We start from the raw sequence: 19,401 nt of genomic DNA on the forward strand, positions 1-19,401 counted from the left end.
CCCGGCAGCACCGGCAGGCCCACGGCCGCCAGCGCCAGATACAGCAGGCAGGCCAGCGCGCCGCGCACCGGCCCGAGCATGGCGCCGGCCAGCATCGCGCCCAGGGTCTGCAGGGTGACGGGCACCGGGATAGCCGGCAACGGAATGGGCGGAATCAGACTGAGCACGACGATCAGCGCCGCGAAAAGCGCGACCAGCACGGTGTTGTTGGATTTCACGGGACTCTCCCCTGGGTGGTGGAACAACGGGGCGCGCGGCTCAGGGGCTGCGCGCGTCGATGGCCTCGGACACTTCCTGGGCGCGCTTGAGCGTCAACACCAGCAGCGGCACCAGCAGCGCCAGCGGGTTGGCCGCCAGCCCGCGCGCCGCCTGCGCTTCGCGGATGTCCTGGAAGTTGCGCCAGATCTCGGGCACGAAGCGCACCGCCAGCGCCAGCGCCAGGGCCGTCTTGCCGGCGTCGAGCAGGCCCAGTCGCTCCAAGGGCGCCAGCAGCCGCTCGCATACGCCGATGAGGTCCGAGGTGCGCGTGGACAGCGTCACCGCCAGCGCCAGGGCGACCAGCGCCGCCACGCGCAGCAGCACGGCCAGCGCGGCCCGCGCATCCTGCACGGCCCAGGTGAAGGCCGCCAGCGCCGCCAGCACCATGGCCAGGGGCCGCACATGGCGCCAGGCCGTCGCGGCCGTCACGCCCGTGGCCGCCGCGAGCACGGCCGCCACCGCGAAGGCCGCGGCCAGCAGACGCGGATCGTCCACCCGGAAAAGCGCCGCGCCCGCCGCCGCCAGGACCAACAGCTTGAGCCAGGCCGGCAGCCGGTGCAGCGCCGAGTCGCCGGTCAGGTAGAGGGGCTCCATCATGAGCAATGCTCCCGGTACCAGCGCAGCGCGGCGCCCGGGCGGTCGTCGGCCGCGACCAGGCCGTCGCGCACCACGACCACGCGGTCGAAATCCTCCAGCAGCTCCAGGTCGTGGCTGACCACCAGGGCGTCGTGCGGCAGGCCGGCGATGGCGTCGCGCACGCGGTTGCGGTTGCGCAGGTCCAGTTGCGTGGTGGGCTCGTCGAACACGACCAGCGCGGGCTCCATGACGAGCACGGCGGCCAGGGCCACGAGCTGGCGCTCGCCGCCCGACAGGCTGTGGCTGGCGCGGTCGGCCAGGTGCGCCACGCCCAGCGCGTCGAGCCCGGCCTGGATGCGCGCCTCGCGCCGCGCGCGGTCCGGCTCCAGCCGCTTCAGGCCGAATGCCATGTCCTCGCGCACGATGGGGAACACGATCTGGTTTTCGGGATTCTGGAACACGAAACCCACCCGCTGGCGCACGGCCTTGAGATCGGCGCGGGTGTCCAGGCCGTCCACGCGGACGGCGCCGGCCGTGGGCAGCACCAGTCCGTTGACCAGACGGGCGAGCGTACTCTTGCCGGCGCCGTTGGGCCCGACCACGCCGATGCGCCTCTCGGTGAGCCGCAGGTTCACCCCCCGCAGCACCTGGGCCTGGGCGGCGGACACGACCGCCTGGTCAAACTCGATTAACATGGGGCGGGATTATGCCCGAACCATTCCGGGCCAACAGACTCCAAGCACTGTCATGGAAAAAGTACGCAAATCCGACGCCGAATGGCGCGCCCAACTGTCCCCCGAAGAATACGCCGTCGCCCGCCAGAAAGGTACGGAACGCGCCTTCACCGGACGTTACTGGAATACCTTCCAGCACGGCATCTACCGCTGCGTGGGCTGTGGCACTCCGCTCTTCGCCTCGGACACCAAGTTCGACGCGGGCTGTGGCTGGCCCAGCTATTTCGAGCCGCTGGACCCCGAGCGGGTGCGCGAAGAGCGCGACACCAGCCACGGCATGGTGCGCACCGAGGTGCTGTGCAACATCTGCGACGCCCACCTCGGCCACGTGTTCCCCGACGGCCCCGAGCCCACCGGCCTGCGCTACTGCATCAACTCCCTTTCGCTGAAATTCGAGCCCCTCGACGAATGAAGAAGTTCCTGTTCGACCTGTTTCCCCTCCTGCTCTTCTTCATCGCCTACCGGTACACCGACATTTTCGTGGCCACCGGCGTGGCGATGGCGGCGGCCGTGGCCCAGATCGTCTGGCTCAGGCTGACGGGCAAGGCCATCGAGCCCATGCACTGGATCAACCTGGCCATCATCCTGGTCTTCGGCGGGGCCACCATCTGGCTGCACAGCGACGTCTTCATCAAATGGAAGCCCACCGTGCTGTACTGGCTCTTCGGCGGCGCGCTGCTGGGAGGCCGGCTGCTGGGGCGCAACCCCATCCGCCGCCTCATGGAAAAACAGATCCAGATGGCCGATGCCGCCTGGGACCGCCTCAACCTCATGTGGGCGGCCTTCTTCCTGCTGGCCGGCGCGCTGAACCTGTACGTGGCGTTCTCGGGCCACTTCACCGAGTCGCAATGGGTGAGCTTCAAGGCTTTCGGCCTCATGGGGCTGCTGGTGGCGTTCGTCATCGTCCAGTCGTTCTGGCTCGGCAAGCACATCCAGGCCGACGAAAGCTCTTCCGGCAACCCGCCGTCCCGCTCCTGACCCGGCGGCGCCGGCCTCGGCCGGCCCCGCATCCGCCCTCGCATCCGCCCCCGCATCCGCCATGCCCGATCCCGACCGCATCGCCCTGATCCGCGAGCGACTCGCCGTCCTGGAGCCGCTTAGCCTGGAAATCCTCGACGACTCCCATTTGCACGCCGGCCACGAAGGCAGTAAAAACGGCGCCGGCCATTATCGCGTCCGCATCGTCGCCGCCTGTTTCGCCGGCCTGGCGCCGGTAGCGCGACATAGGCTGGTGTATCATCATTTGCAAGATTTGATCCCCTATCCGATCCACGCGCTTGCGCTAGACGCACAGGCTCCCCAATAGAAGGTAATAAAGGATTTACATGAAACGCATCGTCATGCTGGCCGCGGCCTGCGCCGTTGCAGTGCCCGCCTTTGCCCAAAACGTGGCCACCGTCAATGGCACGGCCATTTCGCAAAAGAGCCTGGATCAATTCGTCAAGCTGCTGGTGAGCCAGGGCGCCACCGATTCGCCGCAACTGCGCGACCAGGTCAAGCAGGAGATGATCAACCGCCAGATCTTCGTGCAGGCCGCCGAGAAAGAAGGCATCGCCAAGCAGGCCGACGTGCAGACCGAAATCGAGCTGGCCCGCCAGGGCATCCTGGTGCGCGCCCTCATGGCCGACCACCTCGCCAAGCATCCGGTCACCGACGCCCAGGTCACGGCCGAATACGACAAGATCAAGAAAGAGCAGGCCGGCAAGATGGAATACAAGGTCAGCCACATCCTGGTCGAAGACGAGAAAACCGCCAACGACCTGCTGGCCCAGTTGAAGAACGGCAAGGGCAAGTTCGAAGACCTGGCCAAGAAGAACTCCAAGGATCCCGGCAGCGCCGAGAAAGGCGGCGACCTGGGCTGGGCGCCTCCCACCAACTACGTGCAGCCGTTCGCCCAGGCCGTCACGCAGCTGAAGAAGGGCGAACTGGTCGACAAGCCGGTCCAGACCCAGTTCGGCTGGCACATCATCAAGGTCGAGGACACCCGTCCGGTGCAGTTCCCGCCCCTGGACCAGGTGCGCCCGCAGATCGAGGAAATGCTGCGCCAGCAGACCCTGGCCAACTACCAGAAAGACCTGCGCGAGAAGGCCAAGATCCAGTAACGATCGGCGTGGGCCGCAAGGTCCGCGCGTTACGAGCACTGCCCGCGTCTGCGGGCAGTTTTTTTGCGTCTTCGTCGGGTGCGACGTCGCATGGCGCGGGTCAGCGGTGAGTGGCCGTGGCCAGCGCCGGCCGGACCGCGCCGCGGTTGCGGGGCGCGGCCGTCGCGGCGCTACGCGCCGAGCAGCGCCTTGAGGCCGTCCTCGTCCAGGATGGCCACACCCAGTTCCTGGGCCTTGGCGAGCTTGCTGCCGGCGTCCTCGCCGGCCACCACGTAGGCGGTCTTGCGGGAGACGGAGCCGCTGACCTTGCCGCCGGCGGCCTGGATGCGCATGGCGGCCTCTTCGCGGGTCCAGTTGGGCAGCGTGCCGGTGAGGACGAAGGTCTTGCCAGCCAGGGTGGTGTCCTGCGGCGCGGGCTCGGCCACGGCGTGCACGCCGCGCGCCTTGAGCTGTTCGATGATGTCGCGGTTGTGCGGCTCGGCGAAGAAGCGGCGGATGGACCCCGCCACCACCGGCCCCACGTCGGGCACGGCGGACAGCGCGTCTTCGTCGGCGTCCATGATGGCTTCGATGCTGCCGAAATGGCGCGCCACGTCGCGCGCAGTGGTTTCGCCCACATGGCGGATGCCCAGCGCGAACAGCAGGCGGCCCAGCGTGGGCGAGCGCGCCTTGTCGATGGCGGCGATGAGGTTGTCGGCCGACTTCTGGCCCATGCGGTCCAGCCCCACGAGCTCCAGCGGCCGCAAGCTGAAGAGGTCGGCCAGCGACTTGACCCTGCCGGCATCCACGAGCTGGTCCACGAGCTTCTCGCCCAGGCCCTCGATGTCCAGCGCCTTGCGGCTGGCCGCGTGCCACAGGGTCTGCTTGCGCTGCGCGGCGCAGAACAGGCCGCCGGTGCAGCGGGCGATGGACTCGTCCTCGGGGCGCTCGATGGCCGAGCCGCATACCGGACAGGTCTTGGGCATGACGAATTCGCGGGCGTCGGCCGGGCGCTTTTCGAGCACCGCGCTCACCACTTCGGGGATCACGTCGCCCGCCCGGCGCACGACGACGGTGTCGCCGATGCGCACGTCCTTGCGGCGGATCTCGTCTTCGTTGTGCAGCGTGGCGTTGGTGACGGTGACGCCGCCCACGAACACGGGCTTGAGGCGGGCGACGGGCGTGATGGCGCCGGTGCGTCCCACCTGCACTTCGATGTCGAGCAGCGTCGTGGTGGCCTCCTCGGCCGGAAACTTGTGCGCCAGCGCGAAGCGCGGCGCGCGGGCCACGAAGCCCAGCACGCGCTGCGCGGGCAGCGAATCCACCTTGTAGACCACGCCGTCGATATCGTAGGGCAAGCCGGCGCGCAGGCCGCCCACCTTGGCGTAGTAATCCAGCAGGCCTTGCGCGCCCTTGCAGCGATGGTTATGGCGCACATTCACGGGCACGCCCAGCGACGCCAGCCACTGGAGCATGGCGCCGTGCGATTTCTCGGGCAGCGTGGACGTTTCGGCCGCGCCGGCCGTGGCCTCGTCGAACAGGCCCTGCTGCGCGCCCGGCAGGCCGTGCACTTCGCCCCAGCCGTAGGCGAAGAAGCGCAGGGGCCGCTGGGCGGTGATGCGCGGATCGAGCTGGCGCAGGCTGCCCGCCGCGGCGTTGCGGGGGTTCACGAAGACTTTTTCGCCGCGCCGGGCCTGGGCCTGGTTCAGGCGCTCGAAATCGGCGCGGTTCATGAGCACTTCGCCGCGCACTTCCAGCACGTGGGGCGCCTTGCCTTTCAGGCGCAGCGGAATGGCCTTGATGGTGCGGATGTTGGCGGTGACGTCCTCGCCGGTCTGGCCGTCGCCGCGCGTGGCGGCCTGCACCAGCAGGCCGTCTTCGTAGCGCACGCTGATGGCCAGGCCGTCGAGCTTGAGTTCGCAGAAGTAGTCCGCCTCCTGCGCTGGGCCCAGCATGCCGGCCTTGCGCAGCGTGTCGGTGACGCGGCGGTCGAAATCGAGCACGTCCTCGTCGGCGAACGCGTTGCCCAGCGACAGCATCGGCACCGCGTGGCGCACGCTGCCGAAGGCCGGCAGCGGGGCGGCGCCCACCCGCTGGGTGGGCGACTCGGGAGTGACCAGTTCGGGGTGCTCGGCTTCCAGGGCCTGGAGCTGCCGCATCAGCTCGTCGTACTCGGCGTCGGAAATCGACGGCTCGTCGTAGACGTAGTAGCGGACGTTGTGCTGCTCGATATCGGCGCGCAGGCGCGCGGCCGCCTGCGCCGGGCTCTCCCCGGCGCCGGATCCTCCAGCGGCCTTGCCCATCAGGCAAACACCCGCTGGGCGCGGGCGCTGCCTGCGGGCAGGCCGGCCTGCTCGAGCTGGCCGAAGAGCACCTGCAGGCGCTCGTCGATGACTTTTTCGGCGCCGTCGGCCAGGGGCTTGCCCTGGTCGTCCACCAGGTCGGCGCGCAGGCGCGCGGCGAGGTCGCGGCCCACGTCGACCATGCGCCCGAAGGCCCGCGGATCGGCAGGCGCGCAAGGCACGTCCAGCAGCAGGTAGAGGCGCTCGATGCCGCCCATGCCGGCGTCGAAAGCCGCGCCGTCGGCGCGCGAAAGCGTGAAGCGGATGGCGCCGTCCTCGGCCGGCCACAGCAGGCGGTTGCCCTCGGCCGCGAAACCCGCATCGCGCGCGATGTTCAGCACTTCGGCGGCCGGCTGCGCCTGGTGCAGCAACAGCGTCAGCCCGACCTGGGTGTCCAGTGCGGCGCAGGTGTCGTCCAGGCGCGCGGCCTGCTCCAGCACGGCCTGCTGGTCGGGCCCCTCGATGGTGGCGTCGAAGCGCTCGGCCAGGTCCTGCGCGCGCGCCCAGGCCTGCGACCATTCGATGGCGGTCAGCGGGCCGCTGCGGTTGGCCAGCAGCACGGCGAGCTGCATCGCGCCATAGGACTCGGCCGCGTGCAGGCGCGCGCGGTGGCGGCCCTGGTCGGTGGTGGCGAAGACGCGCATGGGCTTGCGGCCCACGTGGCGCAGGCTTTGCATGTAAGGCAACAGGTCGGCGCCGCGCGCCGGCTCGGAGAAGTGGACCTCGATCACCACTTCCGTGGCGGGATCGGGCTCTTCGGCGTCGTCCGCGTCGCTGCCGGGCGCGGCGGCGGGCTCGGCAGGCAGGTGGGCCGCGGATTCGCCGCCCATGCCCGGCTCGCGGCGCGAGGGCGCGGGCGCGCCGGCCCCGGCGCCCAGCCCCGCCCCCAGCAGCGGGTCTTGCTCGCTGGCGGGGAAGTGGGTCTGCATCTTGCGCCGCACCCGGCGGTCCTGCCACCAGTTGAATCCCAGCACCAGCAGGATCAGCAATACGCCCAGGGCTATCAGCCCGATCTGCAAATCACTCATGTGTAAATCCCGCGCCGCCCGGCAGGCCGGCGCCCTTCTCTCTTGGTGTTTATGCCGCTTCGGAAGCCATTTGCACGGCCGAATCTATGTCTACCGCCACGATACGCGAAACCCCTTGTTCTTGCATGGTTACACCGACCAATTGCTTGGCCATCTGCATCGCGATCTTGTTGTGCGAGATGAACAGGAACTGCGTCTGCTCGCTCATGCTGCTGACGAGGTTGGCGTAGCGCTCGGTATTGGCGTCGTCCAGCGGCGCGTCCACCTCGTCGAGCAGGCAGAACGGCGCCGGGTTGAGCTTGAACAGCGCGAACACCAGCGCGGTGGCCGTGAGGGCTTTTTCGCCGCCGGACAGCAGGTGGATGGTGCTGTTGCGCTTGCCCGGAGGCTGGGCCATGACCTGCACGCCGGCGTCGAGGATTTCCTCGCCGGTCATGGTGAGGCGCGCCTCGCCGCCGCCGAAGAGCTTGGGGAAAAGCTCGCCGAAATGCCCGTTCACGGTATTGAACGTTTCCTGGAGCAGCTCGCGCGTCTCGCGGTCGATCTTGCGGATGGCGTCTTCGAGGGTTTCGATGGCGGTCATCAGGTCCTGGTGCTGGGAGTCCAGGAAGCCCTTGCGCTCGCGCGCCGCGTTCAGCTCGTCCAGCGCCGCCAGGTTGACCGAGCCCAGGCTGTCGATCTGCCGGGAGATGCGGGCGACTTCGGACTGCAGCCAGTTCGCGCGGCGCCATTCGTCGCTCTGGGCGGCCAGTTCCTGGGCCAGCGCCTCGCGGTCCACTTCGCGCGCGTTCAGTTGCTCGGTGAATTGTTCCTCGGCCAGGCGCGCCGCCTGCTCCTGCAGCTGCAGCTCGGTGATGCGGGCCCGGCGCGGCTCCAGCAGGCGCTCCTGCTGCTGGCGCTCTTCGTCGGCGCCGCGCAGCAGCGCGCTCAGGTTGTCGAGCTCCTGGCGCGCGCGGGACAGCGCTTCCTCGCGTTCGGCGCGCAGCTCCAGGGCCTCCTGCAGCCCGGCCTGCGAGGCCGAGGCGTCCAGTTCGCCGAGGTCCGCCATGAGCTGCCCGAGCTCGGCCTGGGCGCGCTCGGTCTGGTCGGCCGCCAGCTGGCGGTTGCGCTGCAGGTCGGCGATGCGGACCTGGATGCCGCGCTCGGCGAATTCGGCTTCCTGGGCGGCCCGTTCGAGCTCGCGCAGCCGCGCGCGGGCCTCGTCGGCCTGCGAAGCCAGTGTTTCGCCGTCGATCTCGGCGTCGGCGAAACGCGACTGGTGCTCGGCCAGTTCCTCGTCCAGCGCCTCGAAGCGCGCTTCGGCCTCTTCGCGGGCGGCGCGCAGGTCTTCTTCCTGGACCGCGATCTCTTCCAGGTCTTGGCGCAGGCGCGAGGCGCGCTCGCCGGACTGCTCGGCCTGCTGCTGCAGGCGCGAATGCTCGAGCTGGATGTCGTGCACGCGGCGCGTGACCTCGGCCACGCGCTGGCGCGCCGGGGCGATGGCCTGCGATACCTGCTGCCAGCCGGCCTCGGCGCGGGCCACGGCGGCGCGGGCCTGGTCGGCGATGAGCTGCTGCGCCTTGATCTCGCGCTGCAGGTTCTCGATTTCCTGCTGGCGCGCCAGCAGGCCGGCCTGTTCGGAATCCGGGGCATAGAACCGCACGCTGTGGGCGTCCACCAGGTGTCCCGCCTTGACCACGCAGGCCGTGCCCGGCGGCAGCGACTTGCGCATGGCCAGGGCCTGGGCCAGGTCGCCGGCGGTGTAGATGCCGCCCAGCCAGTCGTTGAGCAGCGTGCGCAGGTCCGGGTCGGTGAGGCGCAACAGGCTGGATAGCGGCGTGAGGCCGGCAGGCGCGGCGGGCGCGGGCGCCGCCGCGGGCAACTGGTAGAACGCCAGCCGGGCCGGCGGGGCGTCGTCGGCGAAGGCGCGCGCCCAATCGAGGCTGCGCACTTCCAGGGCCGCCATGCGCTCGCGCAGCGCGGCTTCCAGCGCGGTTTCCCAGCCCGGTTCGATGTGCAGCTTCTGCCACAGCCGCTGCAGTCCGGCCAGCTCGTGCTTGGCGAGCCAGGGCTCGAGCGCCCCCTGCTTCTGCACGTCTTCCTGCAGCTTGACCAGGGCGGAGAGCCTGGCCTCCAGGCGCGCCAGGCTCTGGGCCTCGGCCTGCGCGGCGGCCTGGGCCTTGCTGCGCTCGGCGTCCGCCTCGGGCACGCGGGCCTCGAGCTCGGCCAGTTCGGCCTGCGCCTGCTCCAGTTGTTCTTCGCCGGCGGCGCGGTCGCCCGCCAACTGCTCCAGGCGCTCGGGATCGGGGCTGTGCAGCTCGCGCAGCTCCTGCTGCAGGCGTTCGCGGCGCTGCTCCAGGGCCTGCATCTGGCGGTCGGCGTCGCGCTGGCTCTGGGCCACCAGCGCGAGATTCTGTTCCACCCGCGCCAGCGCGGCGCGCATTTCGTCGCGACCGGCCGCGGCTTCGCGCACCCGGGCCTCGATGGCCGGCAGGCCGGCCTGCGCGTCTTCGGCGGCGGCGCGCGCCTCTTCGGTGCGCGCGGCGGCGGCGGCCAGGTCTTCTTCGGCCTGCGCGATCTGCTCGGTGCAGTGCTCGCGCTGGCTGATCCATTCCTCGATCTGCTGCTGGAGCTGGTCGCGGCGGGCCTGCAGGCGGTTGCGCGAGTCCACCACGTGGCGGATCTCGGCTTCCAGGCGGCTGACCTGGGCGTTGGCTTCATAGAGCTGGCCCTGGGCCGCGTGCACGGCGTCGCCGGCGGCGTAGTGCGCCTGGCGGCGCGATTCCAGCTCGGCCTCGCCTGCGCGCAAGCCGGCGATGGCGGCTTCCAGCTCGTTCTGGGCCTGGGCGATTTCCTGGGTCTTGCGCGCGCGCTCTTCGCGCGCCGCGGTTTCCTTGATGAACCAGAGCGCGTGCTGCTTTTTCTCGCCATCGGCCTGCAGTTCGCGGTAGCGCGTGGCGACTTCGGCCTGCGCCTCCAGTTTCTCGAGCTGCGTATGCAGTTCGCGCAGGATGTCCTCGACCCGGGTCAGGTTCTCGCGGGTGTCGGCCAGGCGGTTCTCGGTTTCGCGCCGGCGCTCCTTGTAGCGCGAAACGCCGGCAGCCTCTTCGAGGAACACCCGCAGCTCCTCGGGGCGCGCCTCGATCAGCCGGTTGATCATGCCCTGGCCGATGATGGCGTAGCCGCGCGCGCCCAGGCCGGTGCCCAGGAAGATGTCGTGGATGTCGCGGCGCCGCACCTGCTGGTTGTTGACGAAATAGCTGCTGGTGCCGTCGCGGGTGAGCACCCGGCGCACCGCGATTTCGGAGTAGGCGCTCCATTGGCCGGCGGCCCGCCCCTCGCTGTTGTCGAACACCATTTCGACGGAGGCGCGGGCGGCCGGCTTGCGGTTGCCCGAGCCGTTGAAAATGACGTCCTGCATGGACTCGCCGCGCAGCTCCGAGGCCTTGGCTTCGCCCAGCACCCAGCGCACCGCGTCGATGATGTTCGACTTGCCGCAGCCGTTCGGACCCACCACGCCCACCAGCTGGCTGGGCACGGGGATGACGGTGGGATCGACGAAGGACTTGAAACCGGCGAGTTTTATCTGGGTAAGGCGCACAGTACGATGACGACGGGGTGGGTTGAACGGATGGCGTTAACGGACCTGCCGCACAGATTGCAAACCGGCCCCTGTAGGGCCGGCTCTGACATGGCCCGTATGATACCGCAGGCGCTCTGTCCCCGAACCGGCGTCCGCCGGGGCGCGGGCAGGGGAAATGCGGAAGCGCCGCGGGGGGGCCCTCCGGCTATACTCGCTGACACTTTACGCTCCATACATGATTTTCACGCGGACTGACCAGGCTCAGGTCGTGGCACGGGGACATTCTTGAAACGAGGTTTTTATCTGGTCATGGCCGCGCAGGCCTTCTCGTCGCTGGCGGACAATGCGCTGTTCATCGCCGCGATCGCCTTGATACAGGAACTGCACGGTCCCGACTGGATGGCCCCCATCATGAAGTGGTCCTTCGCGCTGGCGTACGTGGTGCTGGCCGCCTTCGTGGGCGCCGTGGCCGACTCCTTCCCCAAGGGCCGGGTCATGTTCGCCACCAATGCGCTTAAGGTGGGCGGCTGCATGCTGATGTTCTCCTACGCCAACATCGGCATCGCCCCCCAGTACCAGACCTACCTCGTCTGTGCCGCCTACGGCATCGTGGGCATCGGCGCGGCGGCCTACTCCCCCGCCAAGTACGGCATCGTCACCGAAATGCTGCCGCCCTCCATGCTGGTCAAGGGCAATAGCTGGATCGAGGGCCTGACGGTGTTCTCCATCATCCTGGGCACGGTGCTGGGCGGGCTGCTCATCACTTCCACGGTCTCGGAGGCCCTGCTGGCGCACCCCATGATCAGCCGGCTGGTGCACACCCCGGCCGAAGCGGCCATCCTGGTGATCGCCTGCGTCTACCTGCTGGCCGCGCTGTGCAACCTCATGATTCCCCGCACCCACGTCCGCTACCCGCCCCAGCAGAAAAACCCCGCCCGGCTGGTGCGCACCTTCTGGGGCTATGTGCGCGTGCTCTGGAGGGACAAGCTCGGCCAGATCTCGCTGGCCGTGACCACCCTCTTCTGGGGCGCGGGCGCCACGCTGCAGCTCATCGTCATCGAATGGGGCCGCAGCCACCTCGGCTACCAGCTCGACAAAGCCTCCATGCTCATGGGCGTGGCTGCGCTGGGCACTGTCATCGGCTCCATCCTCGCCGGCCGGATTCCGCTGCGGCGCGCGCTGTCCGTGCTGCCCGTGGGGGCCGCCATGGGCCTGGTGGTGCTGCTGATGCCCTTCGTCTATTCGCCCTGGAGCGTCTATCTGCTGCTGCTCGTCACGGGCGGGCTGGCGGGGTTCTTCGTGGTTCCCATGAACGCGCTGCTCCAGCACCGCGGCCACGTCCTGCTGTCGGCCGGCCATTCGATCGCCGTGCAGAACTTCAACGAACAGCTCAACATCCTGCTCATGGTGGCCATGTACACCCTGCTGCTCTGGCTGGAGCTGCCCATCAACCTCATCATCGCGATCTTCGGCACGGTGGTGACGGTGCTGATGGTGGTGTTCATGCGCTGGAGCCGGCGCAACCTGCAGGCCGACCCCGAACTGCACGACCAGATCGGCCAGGAAGGCCACGGCCGCGCCCTCAATTCCACGCACTGAACCCGGCAGGCGCGCGCCGGGCGGCGCGCGGCCGGCCTCTCCCCTATCTCGCTAGAGCTGCGAGCAGGCCAGGCGCAGATCCTGCCAGGCGCGCGCCTTCTCGGAAGGGCTGCGCAGCAGATAGGCCGGGTGATAGCTCACCACCACCGGAATCTCCCGGCCGCTCTCGTCCTTGAAGCGGTGGATGCGGCCGCGCAGATTGCCGATGGTCGCATCGGTGCCCAGCAGCGTCTGGGCCGCGAAGCGCCCCACCACGAGGATGCGCTCCGGCTTGAGCAGCGCGATCTGCCGCATGAGATACGGGCTGCACGCCGCGATCTCTTCCGGCTTGGGATTGCGATTGCCGGGCGGGCGGCACTTGATGACGTTGGCGATAAACACGTCGCGCTCCCGGCTCATGCCCACCGAGGCCAGCATGGCGTCCAGCAACTGGCCCGACCGCCCCACGAAAGGCAGGCCCTGGCGGTCTTCCTGCTCGCCCGGCGCCTCGCCGATGACCATCCAGCGCGTGGGCTGCCCGCCGTGGCCGAACACCGCATGGCGGCGGCCGTGGCACAGCCCGCAAGCCGTGCAGGCCTGCACCTGCGCGCTCAACTCCTCCAGGCTCGCGTCGCGCACCCGCTCGGCCACCTCCGCGGGCGTCGGGGCGGGCGCCGGATCGGGAGATGCCTCCCGCGTCCTGGCGGGAGGACGCGGAGGCGGGCCGCTGCGCACGGCGGCGGCGGGCGCGGCTGCGGGCGCGGCGGCCGGGGATGCCTTCGCGGCGGCGGGCGCGCCTGCCAGGGCGGCGGGCGCCGCCGGGGCTGCGGCCGGTCCGGCCCCGGCGGCGGGTGCGGACGCAGGCTGCTGCGCCTGCGCGGCGGCGGGACGGGACGGCGCGGCCGGCTCCTGCCGCAGCCAAAGCCGCTCCATGCCGATCTCTCGCAGCCAGAGCCGCTGCAGGGGATTGACGCGAGGGGCGCCGGCATTGCCGGACACGGAAGCGCCCGCCGTGGGCGCGTCTGCGTCAGTCCGGGACGCGCTAGTCCGGGACGCGCCAGTCCGCGCGGCCTGGTCGGGCGGCGTGGCGGCGGCCATCATGCGGCCGCCTCGGCCGGAAAGCGCTTTTGCATGACCAGGGCGTCTTCGCGGCCGCCCTTTTCGGCAGGGTAATAGCCGCGGCGCACCCCGATCTGCAGATAGCCGTGGCGCCGATAGAAAGAGACGGCCTGCTCGTTGGAAGGACGGACTTCGAGCAGCACCCCTTCGAGCCCACGCTCGCGCGCGCGGGCCTCGCACCAGCGCAGCAGCACGCCGCCCAGGCCCTGGCGGTGCAGATCGCGGCGCACGGCGATGACCAGCAGATGCGCCACGTCGGGGGCAAACATGGAAATACAGAACCCCGCCAGTTTGCCGTCCTGGCGCAGCACCCAGGCGTCGTAACCGGCCGCGAGTGCGTCCGAGAAATTGCCGCGCGTCCAGGGAAAGGCCTGCACGTGGGCTTCCAGGGCCACGGCCTCGTCCAGGTCGGCTTCGGTGAAGGGCTCGGGCCGCGGCAGCGGCCGGGCCGCCGCCAGCGCCGGGCGGGCGCGCGGATTGCCGCCCTCGCCCTGCATGCGCTCGGCGGTGGTGAAGGCCACCTTGTCGCGCACGTACAGCGGGGCGGCGGCTTCGGGCGGCACGGTTTCGCCGCGGCGCCAGCTTTCCAGCGCCAGCCGCGCCACGCTCGCCGCATCCGGACGCAGCGCCGCGCCGGCCCGCGCCCATCCGGCGGGCACGGCCATGTCGGCCGCGTAGGCGTCCCAGGCGTCGCCCGCCCGCAGCACGTTCAGCGGACGCCCCGCCGCCTCCGACCACCGCGGCAGGTGATGCGCGGTCCAGGGCGCAACCTCGGCGGCGGCGATCAGCATGGGCGCCTGCAGCTCGACCCAGCCGCCGGCGTGCTCGCCGGCCGCGGCGCGGCGGTACGCGGCCAGGTAGACCTCGTTCATGCGGGCGTCCAGGGCCACCACCACGGCCTGCCCGGGCCCGGGCGCGGCCTGTGCGGCGACCGCCAGGTGCGACACCACCGGCACCACCGGGATGTCCAGGGCCAACGCCATGCCCTGGGCCACGCCGCAAGCCACGCGCAGACCGGTGAAGCCGCCCGGCCCCTGGCCGAAGGCCACCGCCCCCAGGGCGTCCGGAGCCAGTCCGGCTTCTTCGAGCAATTCCTGGGCCATGGGCAGCAGCCGCTCGGCGTGTTCCTGCGAGCCCTCGTGTTCGCGCACGCTCACATCGACGCGGCCGGCAGCCGCCCGCAACAGGGCCACGCCGCAGCGCGAAGACGAGGTTTCCAGGGCCAGCAGGTTTAGTTCCATAGATGCAGATTGTACGAAATTAGGGGCTATGTCCCCGTGAGTAAGGGGGATTTCAACCATGGCTCGCAATGTGTAATATCTTGTGAACGCCCTCTAGCCGCTGGTTCTCGTCACTGTTACATTTCCGGCCATGAATACGCAAAACACCACCCCTACCCGCAAAATCCTCGTCGTCGACGACGATCCGCGCCTGCGCGATCTGCTGCGCCGGTACCTCTCGGAACAGGGATTCAACGTTTTCGTCGCCGAAGACGCGAAAGAGATGGGTAAGCTCTGGCAACGCGAGCACTTCGACCTGCTCGTGCTGGACTTGATGCTGCCGGGCGAAGATGGCCTTTCCATCTGCCGCCGGCTGCGCGGGGGGCACGACAATACGCCCATCATCATGCTGACGGCCAAGGCGGAAGAAATCGACCGCATCGTCGGTCTGGAAATGGGCGCCGACGATTATCTCTCCAAGCCTTTCAATCCCCGCGAGCTGCTGGCGCGCATCAACGCCATCCTGCGCCGCCGCGGCACGGAAGAGCATCCGGGCGCGCCCAGCCAGGAGAACGAATCCATCGTTTTCGGCCCCTATGTGCTGAACCTGTCCACCCGCACGCTCACCCGCAACGGCGAGCAGGTTCCCATCACCACGGGGGAATTCTCCGTGCTGAAGGTGTTCGCCCGCCATCCCAAGATTCCCCTATCCCGCGACAAGCTCATGGAACTGGCCCGCGGCCGCGAGTACGAGGCCTTCGACCGCAGCCTGGACGTGCAGATCTCCCGCCTGCGCAAACTGATCGAGCCGAACCCGTCCAAGCCCGTCTTCATCCAGACGGTCTGGGGCCTGGGCTATGTGTTCGTCCCGGACGGTGGCAGTTGATCTTTACGCCCGCCCAGGGCAGGAGCGCAGCCTCGTGCCCCGTTTGCGCAAAACCTTCAAGAACCTGACATCGCGCCTGCGGCTCGGCCTGTTCGGCCGGACCTTTCTGCTGCTCGCCGCGCTGATGCTCGTCAGCCTCGGGGCGTGGCTGCAGGTCTTTTTCAGCATGGAGCTGGGCCCGCGCGCCAATCAAATGGCGCAGCGGGTGATCACGGCCGTCAATATCACGCGCACGGCTCTCATCTATTCGCACAACGGCGAGCGCAGCAAGCTGCTGCTGGACCTCGCCACCAACGAAGGCATCCAGGTCTATCCGCGCGAAGTCACCGACTTCGCCGAGCCCCTGCCCGACGACGACTACTGGCAGCGCGTGGCCCAGCACATCCGCACGCGCTTCGGCCCCGAGACCCAGATCGCCTGGGGCGTGAACCAGGTGCCCGGCTTCTGGGTCAGCTTCCAGATCGACAAAGACCTGTACTGGCTGGTGTTCGAGCGCGAGCAGATCGGCCTGACGGGCGGCATCGAATGGCTGGGCTGGGGCGCGACCGCCCTGCTGCTCTCCCTGGTGGGGGCGGCCGTCAGCGTGGGCTTCGTGAACCGGCCGCTGTCGCGGCTGGCGCGCGCCGCCCAGGTGTTGTCGCGCGGCGAGACGCCCGCGCCGCTGCCCGAGCAGGGGCCGCTCGAAATCCGCGACCTCAACGCCTCGTTCAACCGCATGGCCAAGGATCTGCGGCAGGCCGAAGCCGACCGCGAACTCATGCTGGCCGGCATTTCGCACGACCTGCGCACGCCGCTGGCGCGCATGCGGCTGGAAATCGAACTGAGCGGCGTGTCGGAAGACGCGCGCCAGGCCATCGACGAAGACCTGGGCCAGATCGACCACAGCATCGGCCAGCTCATGGAATATGCGCGCCCGGCCGGCACGCTGCCGCAGCTTGCCACCGACATCTCGGCCGTGCTGGGCGAGCTCTATGAGCGCGAGCGCAGCCACACCGCCTCCCTGGGCGGCGAGCTGGAGGCTGCGCTCGAACCCGGCCTGCGGGCGCGCATCACCGCGCTGGACCTCAAGCGCATCGTCAGCAACCTCATCGAGAACGCGCGCCGCTACGGACGCTCCGCCGACGGCATGGCGCACCTGCTCATGACGCTGCAGTCCGAGGGCGGGCTCATCGTGATCGAAGTTTCCGACCGCGGCCCCGGCATCGCCCCCGAAGAAGTGGAGCGCCTGCTGCGGCCGTTCTCCCGCGGCGAGGCGGCGCGCACCGGCGTCAGCGGCGCCGGGCTCGGCCTGGCCATCGTGGAGCGCCTGCTCAAGCATGTCGGCGGCTCGCTGCGCATGCTGCCGCGCGAAGGCGGCGGACTGACCGCGCGCATAGAGTTGCCCAAAGCCAGGTTTAGGAATTATCAATTAGACACGGACAATCAATAGCGTAGAATTTAGGGTTTGAGGCACAGCCTTATCTCCACCCAACAACTACTGGGAGTAAACATGAAAACTGTTGGCGACAAACTCGAGCCTTTCAAGGTCACCGGTGTCAAGCCCGGCTTCAACCAGCACGAAGAAAACGGCGTGTCGGCGTTCGAAGACATCACCGAGAGCTCGTTCCCCGGCAAGTGGAAGGTGATCTACTTCTACCCGAAAGACTTCACGTTCGTGTGCCCGACCGAAATCGTCGGCTTCAACAAGCTGGCCAAGGATTTCGAAGACCGCGACGCCGTCCTGCTGGGTGGCAACTCCGACAACGAATTCGTCAAGCTGGCCTGGCGCCGTGAGCACCCCGACCTGAGCAAGCTGGGCCACTACCAGTTCGGCGACACCACCGGTTCGCTGATCGACCAGCTCGGCGTGCGCGAAAAGGCCGCCGGCGTTGCCCTGCGCGCCACCTTCATCGTGGACCCGGACAACACCATCCAGCACGTCTCGGTGAACAACCTGAACGTGGGCCGCAGCCCCGAAGAAATCCTGCGCCTGCTCGACGGTCTGCAAACCGATGAGCTGTGCCCGTGCAACCGCTCGGTTGGCGGCGCCACGCTGTAATTTCCCGGCCCGGCCTGGGGTTCTCGCCACGAGGCCCCGCCGGGCTTTAATTGCGCTAGATTATAGGTAAAAACTATGGAATTTCTGACGACCATTAAGGAACAATTGCCGGATTGGGCCAAGGACATCCGCCTGAATCTGGACGCCGTGATCTCCCGTTCCACCCTGTCCCCCGAAGACGCACTCGCCTCGGCCCTGGCGGCGGCCTATGCCGCGCGCAGCCCGGTGCTGGTGGAAGCCTTCAAGAGCGGTCTTTCCGACACCGACGCCAACGCCGCCCTGACCGCCTCGGCCCTCATGGGCATGAACAACGTCTGGTATCCCTACACCGAAATGTCGGGCGACGCCCAGCTCAAAAGCCTGCCGGCCCAGTTGCGCATGAACGCCTACGCCACCCACGGCGGCGTGGAAAAGAAGCGCTTCGAGCTCTTCGCGCTGGTGGCGTCCATTATCGGCAAGTGCCACTTCTGCGTGCAGTCGCACTACGAGAACCTGAAGAAAGACGGCCTGACGACCGAACAGCTGCGCGATGCCGGCCGCATTGCCGCCGTGGTCAACGCCGCCGCCCTGGCACTGGCCGCGCAGGGCAAGTAAGCACCGTCCGCCCCGCCGGGGCGAAAGCAGAACGGGGCGCAGGAAACCGGCTTTCCTGCGCCCCGTTCGTGTCCGGGCATAGAGCGCCCGGGCCTCAGACGCGCGCCAGGAGCGCCACCACGGTGGCGGCGATGCCTTCCTGGCGGCCCAGGTAGCCGAGCCCCTCGTTGGTCTTGGCCTTGACGTTCACCTCGCCTTCTTCGAGTCCGGTGTCGGCGGCGATGTTGCGCACCATATCCGGCGCGTGCGGGCCGATCTTGGGCGCCTGCGCATGCACCGTGGCATCGATGTTGACCGGCGCCCAGCCCGCCTTGCGCACCTTCGCCACCGCCACGCGCAGCAGCTCGCGGCTGTCCGCACCCCGGTAGGCCGGATCGGTGTCGGGAAAGTGGCGGCCGATGTCGCCCAGGCCCGCGCCGCCCAGCAGCGCGTCGGTAATCGCGTGCAGCAGCACGTCGGCATCGGAATGGCCCAGCAGGCCATGGGTGTGGGGAATGGTCACGCCGCCGACGACCAGCGGCCGGCCTTCGACCAGGGCGTGCACATCGAACCCCTGTCCGACTCGGTAGGGAAATTTCATAGCCATTTTTCCATCAGTTCGAAATCGTCGGGCCAGGTCACCTTGAAGTTGCGCTGCGCGCCCGGCACGAGCAGGGGCGCGAAGCCCGCGGCTTCCATGGCCGAAGCCTCGTCCGTCACGGTTCCGCCGTCCACCGCCGCCCTGGCCAGGGCATCGCGCAGCGCGCCGGCCCGGAACATCTGCGGCGTCTGGGCCAGCCACAGCCCCTTGCGGTCCAGCGTGTGCTCCACGCGCTCGTGGCCGCTCTTGACCGTATCGGCCACGGGCAGCGCCAGCAGGCCGCCCACCGGGTCGGCCAGGCAGGCGTCGATGAGCCGCCTGAGCGCCTCGGGAGGCAGACCGGGGCGCGCCGCGTCGTGCACCAGCACCCAGGCGTCGTCCGGCAGGCCGGCTTCGGCCAGCGCCCCCGCCACGGTATCGGCGCGCGTGGGGCCGCCGCAGGCCCGCCATACCGTGCGCGGCAGGCCCCGCAGGGCGCCGTCCACCCAGCCGTCGCCCGGACTGACCGCCACGCGCACCTGGGCGATGCGCTCGTCCTCGAGCAGGGCGCCCACGGCCCAGCGCAACATGGGCTGGCCGGCCAGCGGCCGGTACTGCTTGGGCACCGCCTGGGCGCCGGGCGCGCTGGCGCGCGCGCCGACCCCGGCGGCCGGGACAATCGCAACGATCGAATCGGACATGAAGGATGGAGGCAGACGAAGTGCGGTGATTTTATAATCGTTCGCCTGATGCCCGCTTCCAGCCTGATGCCGTCTTCTTCCCTATCCGCCACGGCTGCGCCGCCCCTGCCCGCGACCGCCCCCAC

At 69.3% G+C, this 19,401-nt stretch carries 19 protein-coding genes; 9 read left to right on the forward strand and 10 right to left on the reverse strand.

The features are described 5' to 3' along the window. The 3 genes from NGJ44_RS22005 to NGJ44_RS22015 all read right to left on the reverse strand — a co-directional run. Positions 1-218: biotin transporter BioY (locus NGJ44_RS22005; RefSeq protein ID WP_251865816.1), on the reverse strand; the 218-nt coding region annotated here is incomplete at its 3' end. Positions 219-258: 40 nt separating this feature from the next. Next, the gene (locus NGJ44_RS22010) at positions 259-855 is read right to left on the reverse strand and encodes an energy-coupling factor transporter transmembrane component T (RefSeq protein WP_053246339.1); all 597 of its coding nucleotides are present in this window, start codon (positions 853-855) and stop codon (positions 259-261) included. Then, the gene (locus tag NGJ44_RS22015; protein ID WP_251865818.1) at positions 852-1,529 is read right to left on the reverse strand and encodes an energy-coupling factor ABC transporter ATP-binding protein; all 678 of its coding nucleotides are present in this window, start codon (positions 1,527-1,529) and stop codon (positions 852-854) included. The genes NGJ44_RS22010 and NGJ44_RS22015 overlap by 4 nt, the downstream gene beginning before the upstream one ends. Positions 1,530-1,581: 52 nt before the next feature. Here NGJ44_RS22015 and msrB point away from each other — a divergent pair, with 52 nt between their 5' ends. The 4 genes from msrB (at position 1,582) to NGJ44_RS22035 (ending at position 3,670) form a co-directional block, all read left to right on the forward strand. Further along, positions 1,582-1,980, forward strand: coding sequence for a peptide-methionine (R)-S-oxide reductase MsrB (gene msrB, locus NGJ44_RS22020; RefSeq protein ID WP_053246345.1), 399 nt, complete (start codon positions 1,582-1,584; stop codon positions 1,978-1,980). After that, complete coding sequence (locus NGJ44_RS22025) at positions 1,977-2,546, forward strand: septation protein A (protein ID WP_053246344.1); 570 nt, start codon at positions 1,977-1,979, stop codon at positions 2,544-2,546. The genes msrB and NGJ44_RS22025 overlap by 4 nt, the downstream gene beginning before the upstream one ends. Positions 2,547-2,607: 61 nt before the next feature. Beyond that, positions 2,608-2,874: a BolA family protein gene (locus tag NGJ44_RS22030; RefSeq protein WP_053246343.1), complete on the forward strand. Its 267-nt coding sequence runs from the start codon at positions 2,608-2,610 to the stop codon at positions 2,872-2,874. Between the two features lie 19 nt (positions 2,875-2,893). Further along, positions 2,894-3,670, forward strand: coding sequence for a peptidylprolyl isomerase (locus NGJ44_RS22035; protein ID WP_251865820.1), 777 nt, complete (start codon positions 2,894-2,896; stop codon positions 3,668-3,670). 170 nt (positions 3,671-3,840) lie between these two features. Here NGJ44_RS22035 and ligA read toward each other — a convergent pair whose 3' ends face one another. Genes ligA through smc form a run of 3 tightly spaced genes read right to left on the reverse strand, consistent with a single transcriptional unit; the run spans position 3,841 to position 10,599 of the window. Next, positions 3,841-5,952 (reverse strand): NAD-dependent DNA ligase LigA, encoded by a 2,112-nt coding sequence (gene ligA / locus NGJ44_RS22040; protein WP_251865822.1) that lies wholly within the window; start codon positions 5,950-5,952, stop codon positions 3,841-3,843. Beyond that, positions 5,952-7,019: a cell division protein ZipA C-terminal FtsZ-binding domain-containing protein gene (locus NGJ44_RS22045; protein ID WP_251865824.1), complete on the reverse strand. Its 1,068-nt coding sequence runs from the start codon at positions 7,017-7,019 to the stop codon at positions 5,952-5,954. Before NGJ44_RS22045 ends, ligA begins: the two co-directional genes overlap by 1 nt. 49 nt (positions 7,020-7,068) lie before the next feature. Continuing rightward, complete coding sequence (smc, locus tag NGJ44_RS22050; RefSeq protein ID WP_251865826.1) at positions 7,069-10,599, reverse strand: chromosome segregation protein SMC; 3,531 nt, start codon at positions 10,597-10,599, stop codon at positions 7,069-7,071. 267 nt (positions 10,600-10,866) lie between these two features. Between smc and lplT the strand changes: the two genes are divergently transcribed. Beyond that, positions 10,867-12,180, forward strand: a complete 1,314-nt coding sequence (gene lplT / locus NGJ44_RS22055; protein WP_053246591.1) for a lysophospholipid transporter LplT — start codon at positions 10,867-10,869, stop codon at positions 12,178-12,180. A 51-nt stretch (positions 12,181-12,231) separates the two neighbouring features. Here the strand turns inward: lplT and NGJ44_RS22060 are convergent, their stop codons facing one another. Together NGJ44_RS22060 and tsaB are read right to left on the reverse strand one after the other, a co-directional pair. Continuing rightward, positions 12,232-13,092 carry a uracil-DNA glycosylase gene (locus tag NGJ44_RS22060; RefSeq protein ID WP_251865833.1) on the reverse strand — a complete coding sequence of 287 codons (861 nt, stop codon included), beginning with the start codon at positions 13,090-13,092 and terminating at the stop codon, positions 12,232-12,234. Positions 13,093-13,256: 164 nt separating this feature from the next. Beyond that, positions 13,257-14,519 carry a tRNA (adenosine(37)-N6)-threonylcarbamoyltransferase complex dimerization subunit type 1 TsaB gene (gene tsaB / locus NGJ44_RS22065; RefSeq protein ID WP_251865828.1) on the reverse strand — a complete coding sequence of 421 codons (1,263 nt, stop codon included), beginning with the start codon at positions 14,517-14,519 and terminating at the stop codon, positions 13,257-13,259. Between the two features lie 130 nt (positions 14,520-14,649). Here tsaB and risA point away from each other — a divergent pair, with 130 nt between their 5' ends. From risA to NGJ44_RS22085, 4 genes are all read left to right on the forward strand, one after another. Further along, positions 14,650-15,384, forward strand: a complete 735-nt coding sequence (gene risA / locus NGJ44_RS22070; RefSeq protein WP_053246610.1) for a response regulator transcription factor RisA — start codon at positions 14,650-14,652, stop codon at positions 15,382-15,384. 34 nt (positions 15,385-15,418) lie between these two features. Then, positions 15,419-16,813: a sensor histidine kinase RisS gene (gene risS / locus NGJ44_RS22075; RefSeq protein ID WP_053246609.1), complete on the forward strand. Its 1,395-nt coding sequence runs from the start codon at positions 15,419-15,421 to the stop codon at positions 16,811-16,813. Positions 16,814-16,873: 60 nt separating this feature from the next. After that, positions 16,874-17,422 carry a peroxiredoxin gene (locus tag NGJ44_RS22080; protein WP_053246608.1) on the forward strand — a complete coding sequence of 183 codons (549 nt, stop codon included), beginning with the start codon at positions 16,874-16,876 and terminating at the stop codon, positions 17,420-17,422. Between the two features lie 75 nt (positions 17,423-17,497). Further along, complete coding sequence (locus NGJ44_RS22085) at positions 17,498-18,016, forward strand: carboxymuconolactone decarboxylase family protein (protein ID WP_251865830.1); 519 nt, start codon at positions 17,498-17,500, stop codon at positions 18,014-18,016. 94 nt (positions 18,017-18,110) lie between these two features. Here NGJ44_RS22085 and ispF read toward each other — a convergent pair whose 3' ends face one another. Both ispF and ispD read right to left on the reverse strand, forming a co-directional pair. Then, the gene (gene ispF, locus NGJ44_RS22090) at positions 18,111-18,596 is read right to left on the reverse strand and encodes a 2-C-methyl-D-erythritol 2,4-cyclodiphosphate synthase (RefSeq protein WP_053246606.1); all 486 of its coding nucleotides are present in this window, start codon (positions 18,594-18,596) and stop codon (positions 18,111-18,113) included. Next, positions 18,593-19,276 carry a 2-C-methyl-D-erythritol 4-phosphate cytidylyltransferase gene (ispD, locus tag NGJ44_RS22095; protein ID WP_251865831.1) on the reverse strand — a complete coding sequence of 228 codons (684 nt, stop codon included), beginning with the start codon at positions 19,274-19,276 and terminating at the stop codon, positions 18,593-18,595. The genes ispF and ispD overlap by 4 nt, the downstream gene beginning before the upstream one ends. Positions 19,277-19,401 lie beyond the last annotated feature (125 nt).

It is taken from the genome of Achromobacter sp. Marseille-Q4962 (genome assembly GCF_943737005.1).
Classification (GTDB): Bacteria; Pseudomonadota; Gammaproteobacteria; order Burkholderiales; family Burkholderiaceae_B; genus Achromobacter.

What these genes read in the sequence shown, in the direction of transcription:
- ispF (WP_053246606.1), bottom strand. Translation starts at nt 18,596, where the DNA reads ATGAAATTTCCCTACCGAGTCGGACAGGGGTTCGATGTGCACGCCCTG.
- NGJ44_RS22025 (WP_053246344.1), top strand. Translation starts at nt 1,977, where the DNA reads ATGAAGAAGTTCCTGTTCGACCTGTTTCCCCTCCTGCTCTTCTTCATC.
- NGJ44_RS22010 (WP_053246339.1), bottom strand. Translation starts at nt 855, where the DNA reads ATGATGGAGCCCCTCTACCTGACCGGCGACTCGGCGCTGCACCGGCTG.
- NGJ44_RS22045 (WP_251865824.1), bottom strand. Translation starts at nt 7,019, where the DNA reads ATGAGTGATTTGCAGATCGGGCTGATAGCCCTGGGCGTATTGCTGATC.
- NGJ44_RS22015 (WP_251865818.1), bottom strand. Translation starts at nt 1,529, where the DNA reads ATGTTAATCGAGTTTGACCAGGCGGTCGTGTCCGCCGCCCAGGCCCAG.
- NGJ44_RS22085 (WP_251865830.1), top strand. Translation starts at nt 17,498, where the DNA reads ATGGAATTTCTGACGACCATTAAGGAACAATTGCCGGATTGGGCCAAG.
- risA (WP_053246610.1), top strand. Translation starts at nt 14,650, where the DNA reads ATGAATACGCAAAACACCACCCCTACCCGCAAAATCCTCGTCGTCGAC.
- ispD (WP_251865831.1), bottom strand. Translation starts at nt 19,276, where the DNA reads ATGTCCGATTCGATCGTTGCGATTGTCCCGGCCGCCGGGGTCGGCGCG.
- NGJ44_RS22035 (WP_251865820.1), top strand. Translation starts at nt 2,894, where the DNA reads ATGAAACGCATCGTCATGCTGGCCGCGGCCTGCGCCGTTGCAGTGCCC.
- ligA (WP_251865822.1), bottom strand. Translation starts at nt 5,952, where the DNA reads ATGGGCAAGGCCGCTGGAGGATCCGGCGCCGGGGAGAGCCCGGCGCAG.
- tsaB (WP_251865828.1), bottom strand. Translation starts at nt 14,519, where the DNA reads ATGGAACTAAACCTGCTGGCCCTGGAAACCTCGTCTTCGCGCTGCGGC.
- NGJ44_RS22030 (WP_053246343.1), top strand. Translation starts at nt 2,608, where the DNA reads ATGCCCGATCCCGACCGCATCGCCCTGATCCGCGAGCGACTCGCCGTC.
- NGJ44_RS22060 (WP_251865833.1), bottom strand. Translation starts at nt 13,092, where the DNA reads ATGGAGCGGCTTTGGCTGCGGCAGGAGCCGGCCGCGCCGTCCCGTCCC.
- msrB (WP_053246345.1), top strand. Translation starts at nt 1,582, where the DNA reads ATGGAAAAAGTACGCAAATCCGACGCCGAATGGCGCGCCCAACTGTCC.
- NGJ44_RS22080 (WP_053246608.1), top strand. Translation starts at nt 16,874, where the DNA reads ATGAAAACTGTTGGCGACAAACTCGAGCCTTTCAAGGTCACCGGTGTC.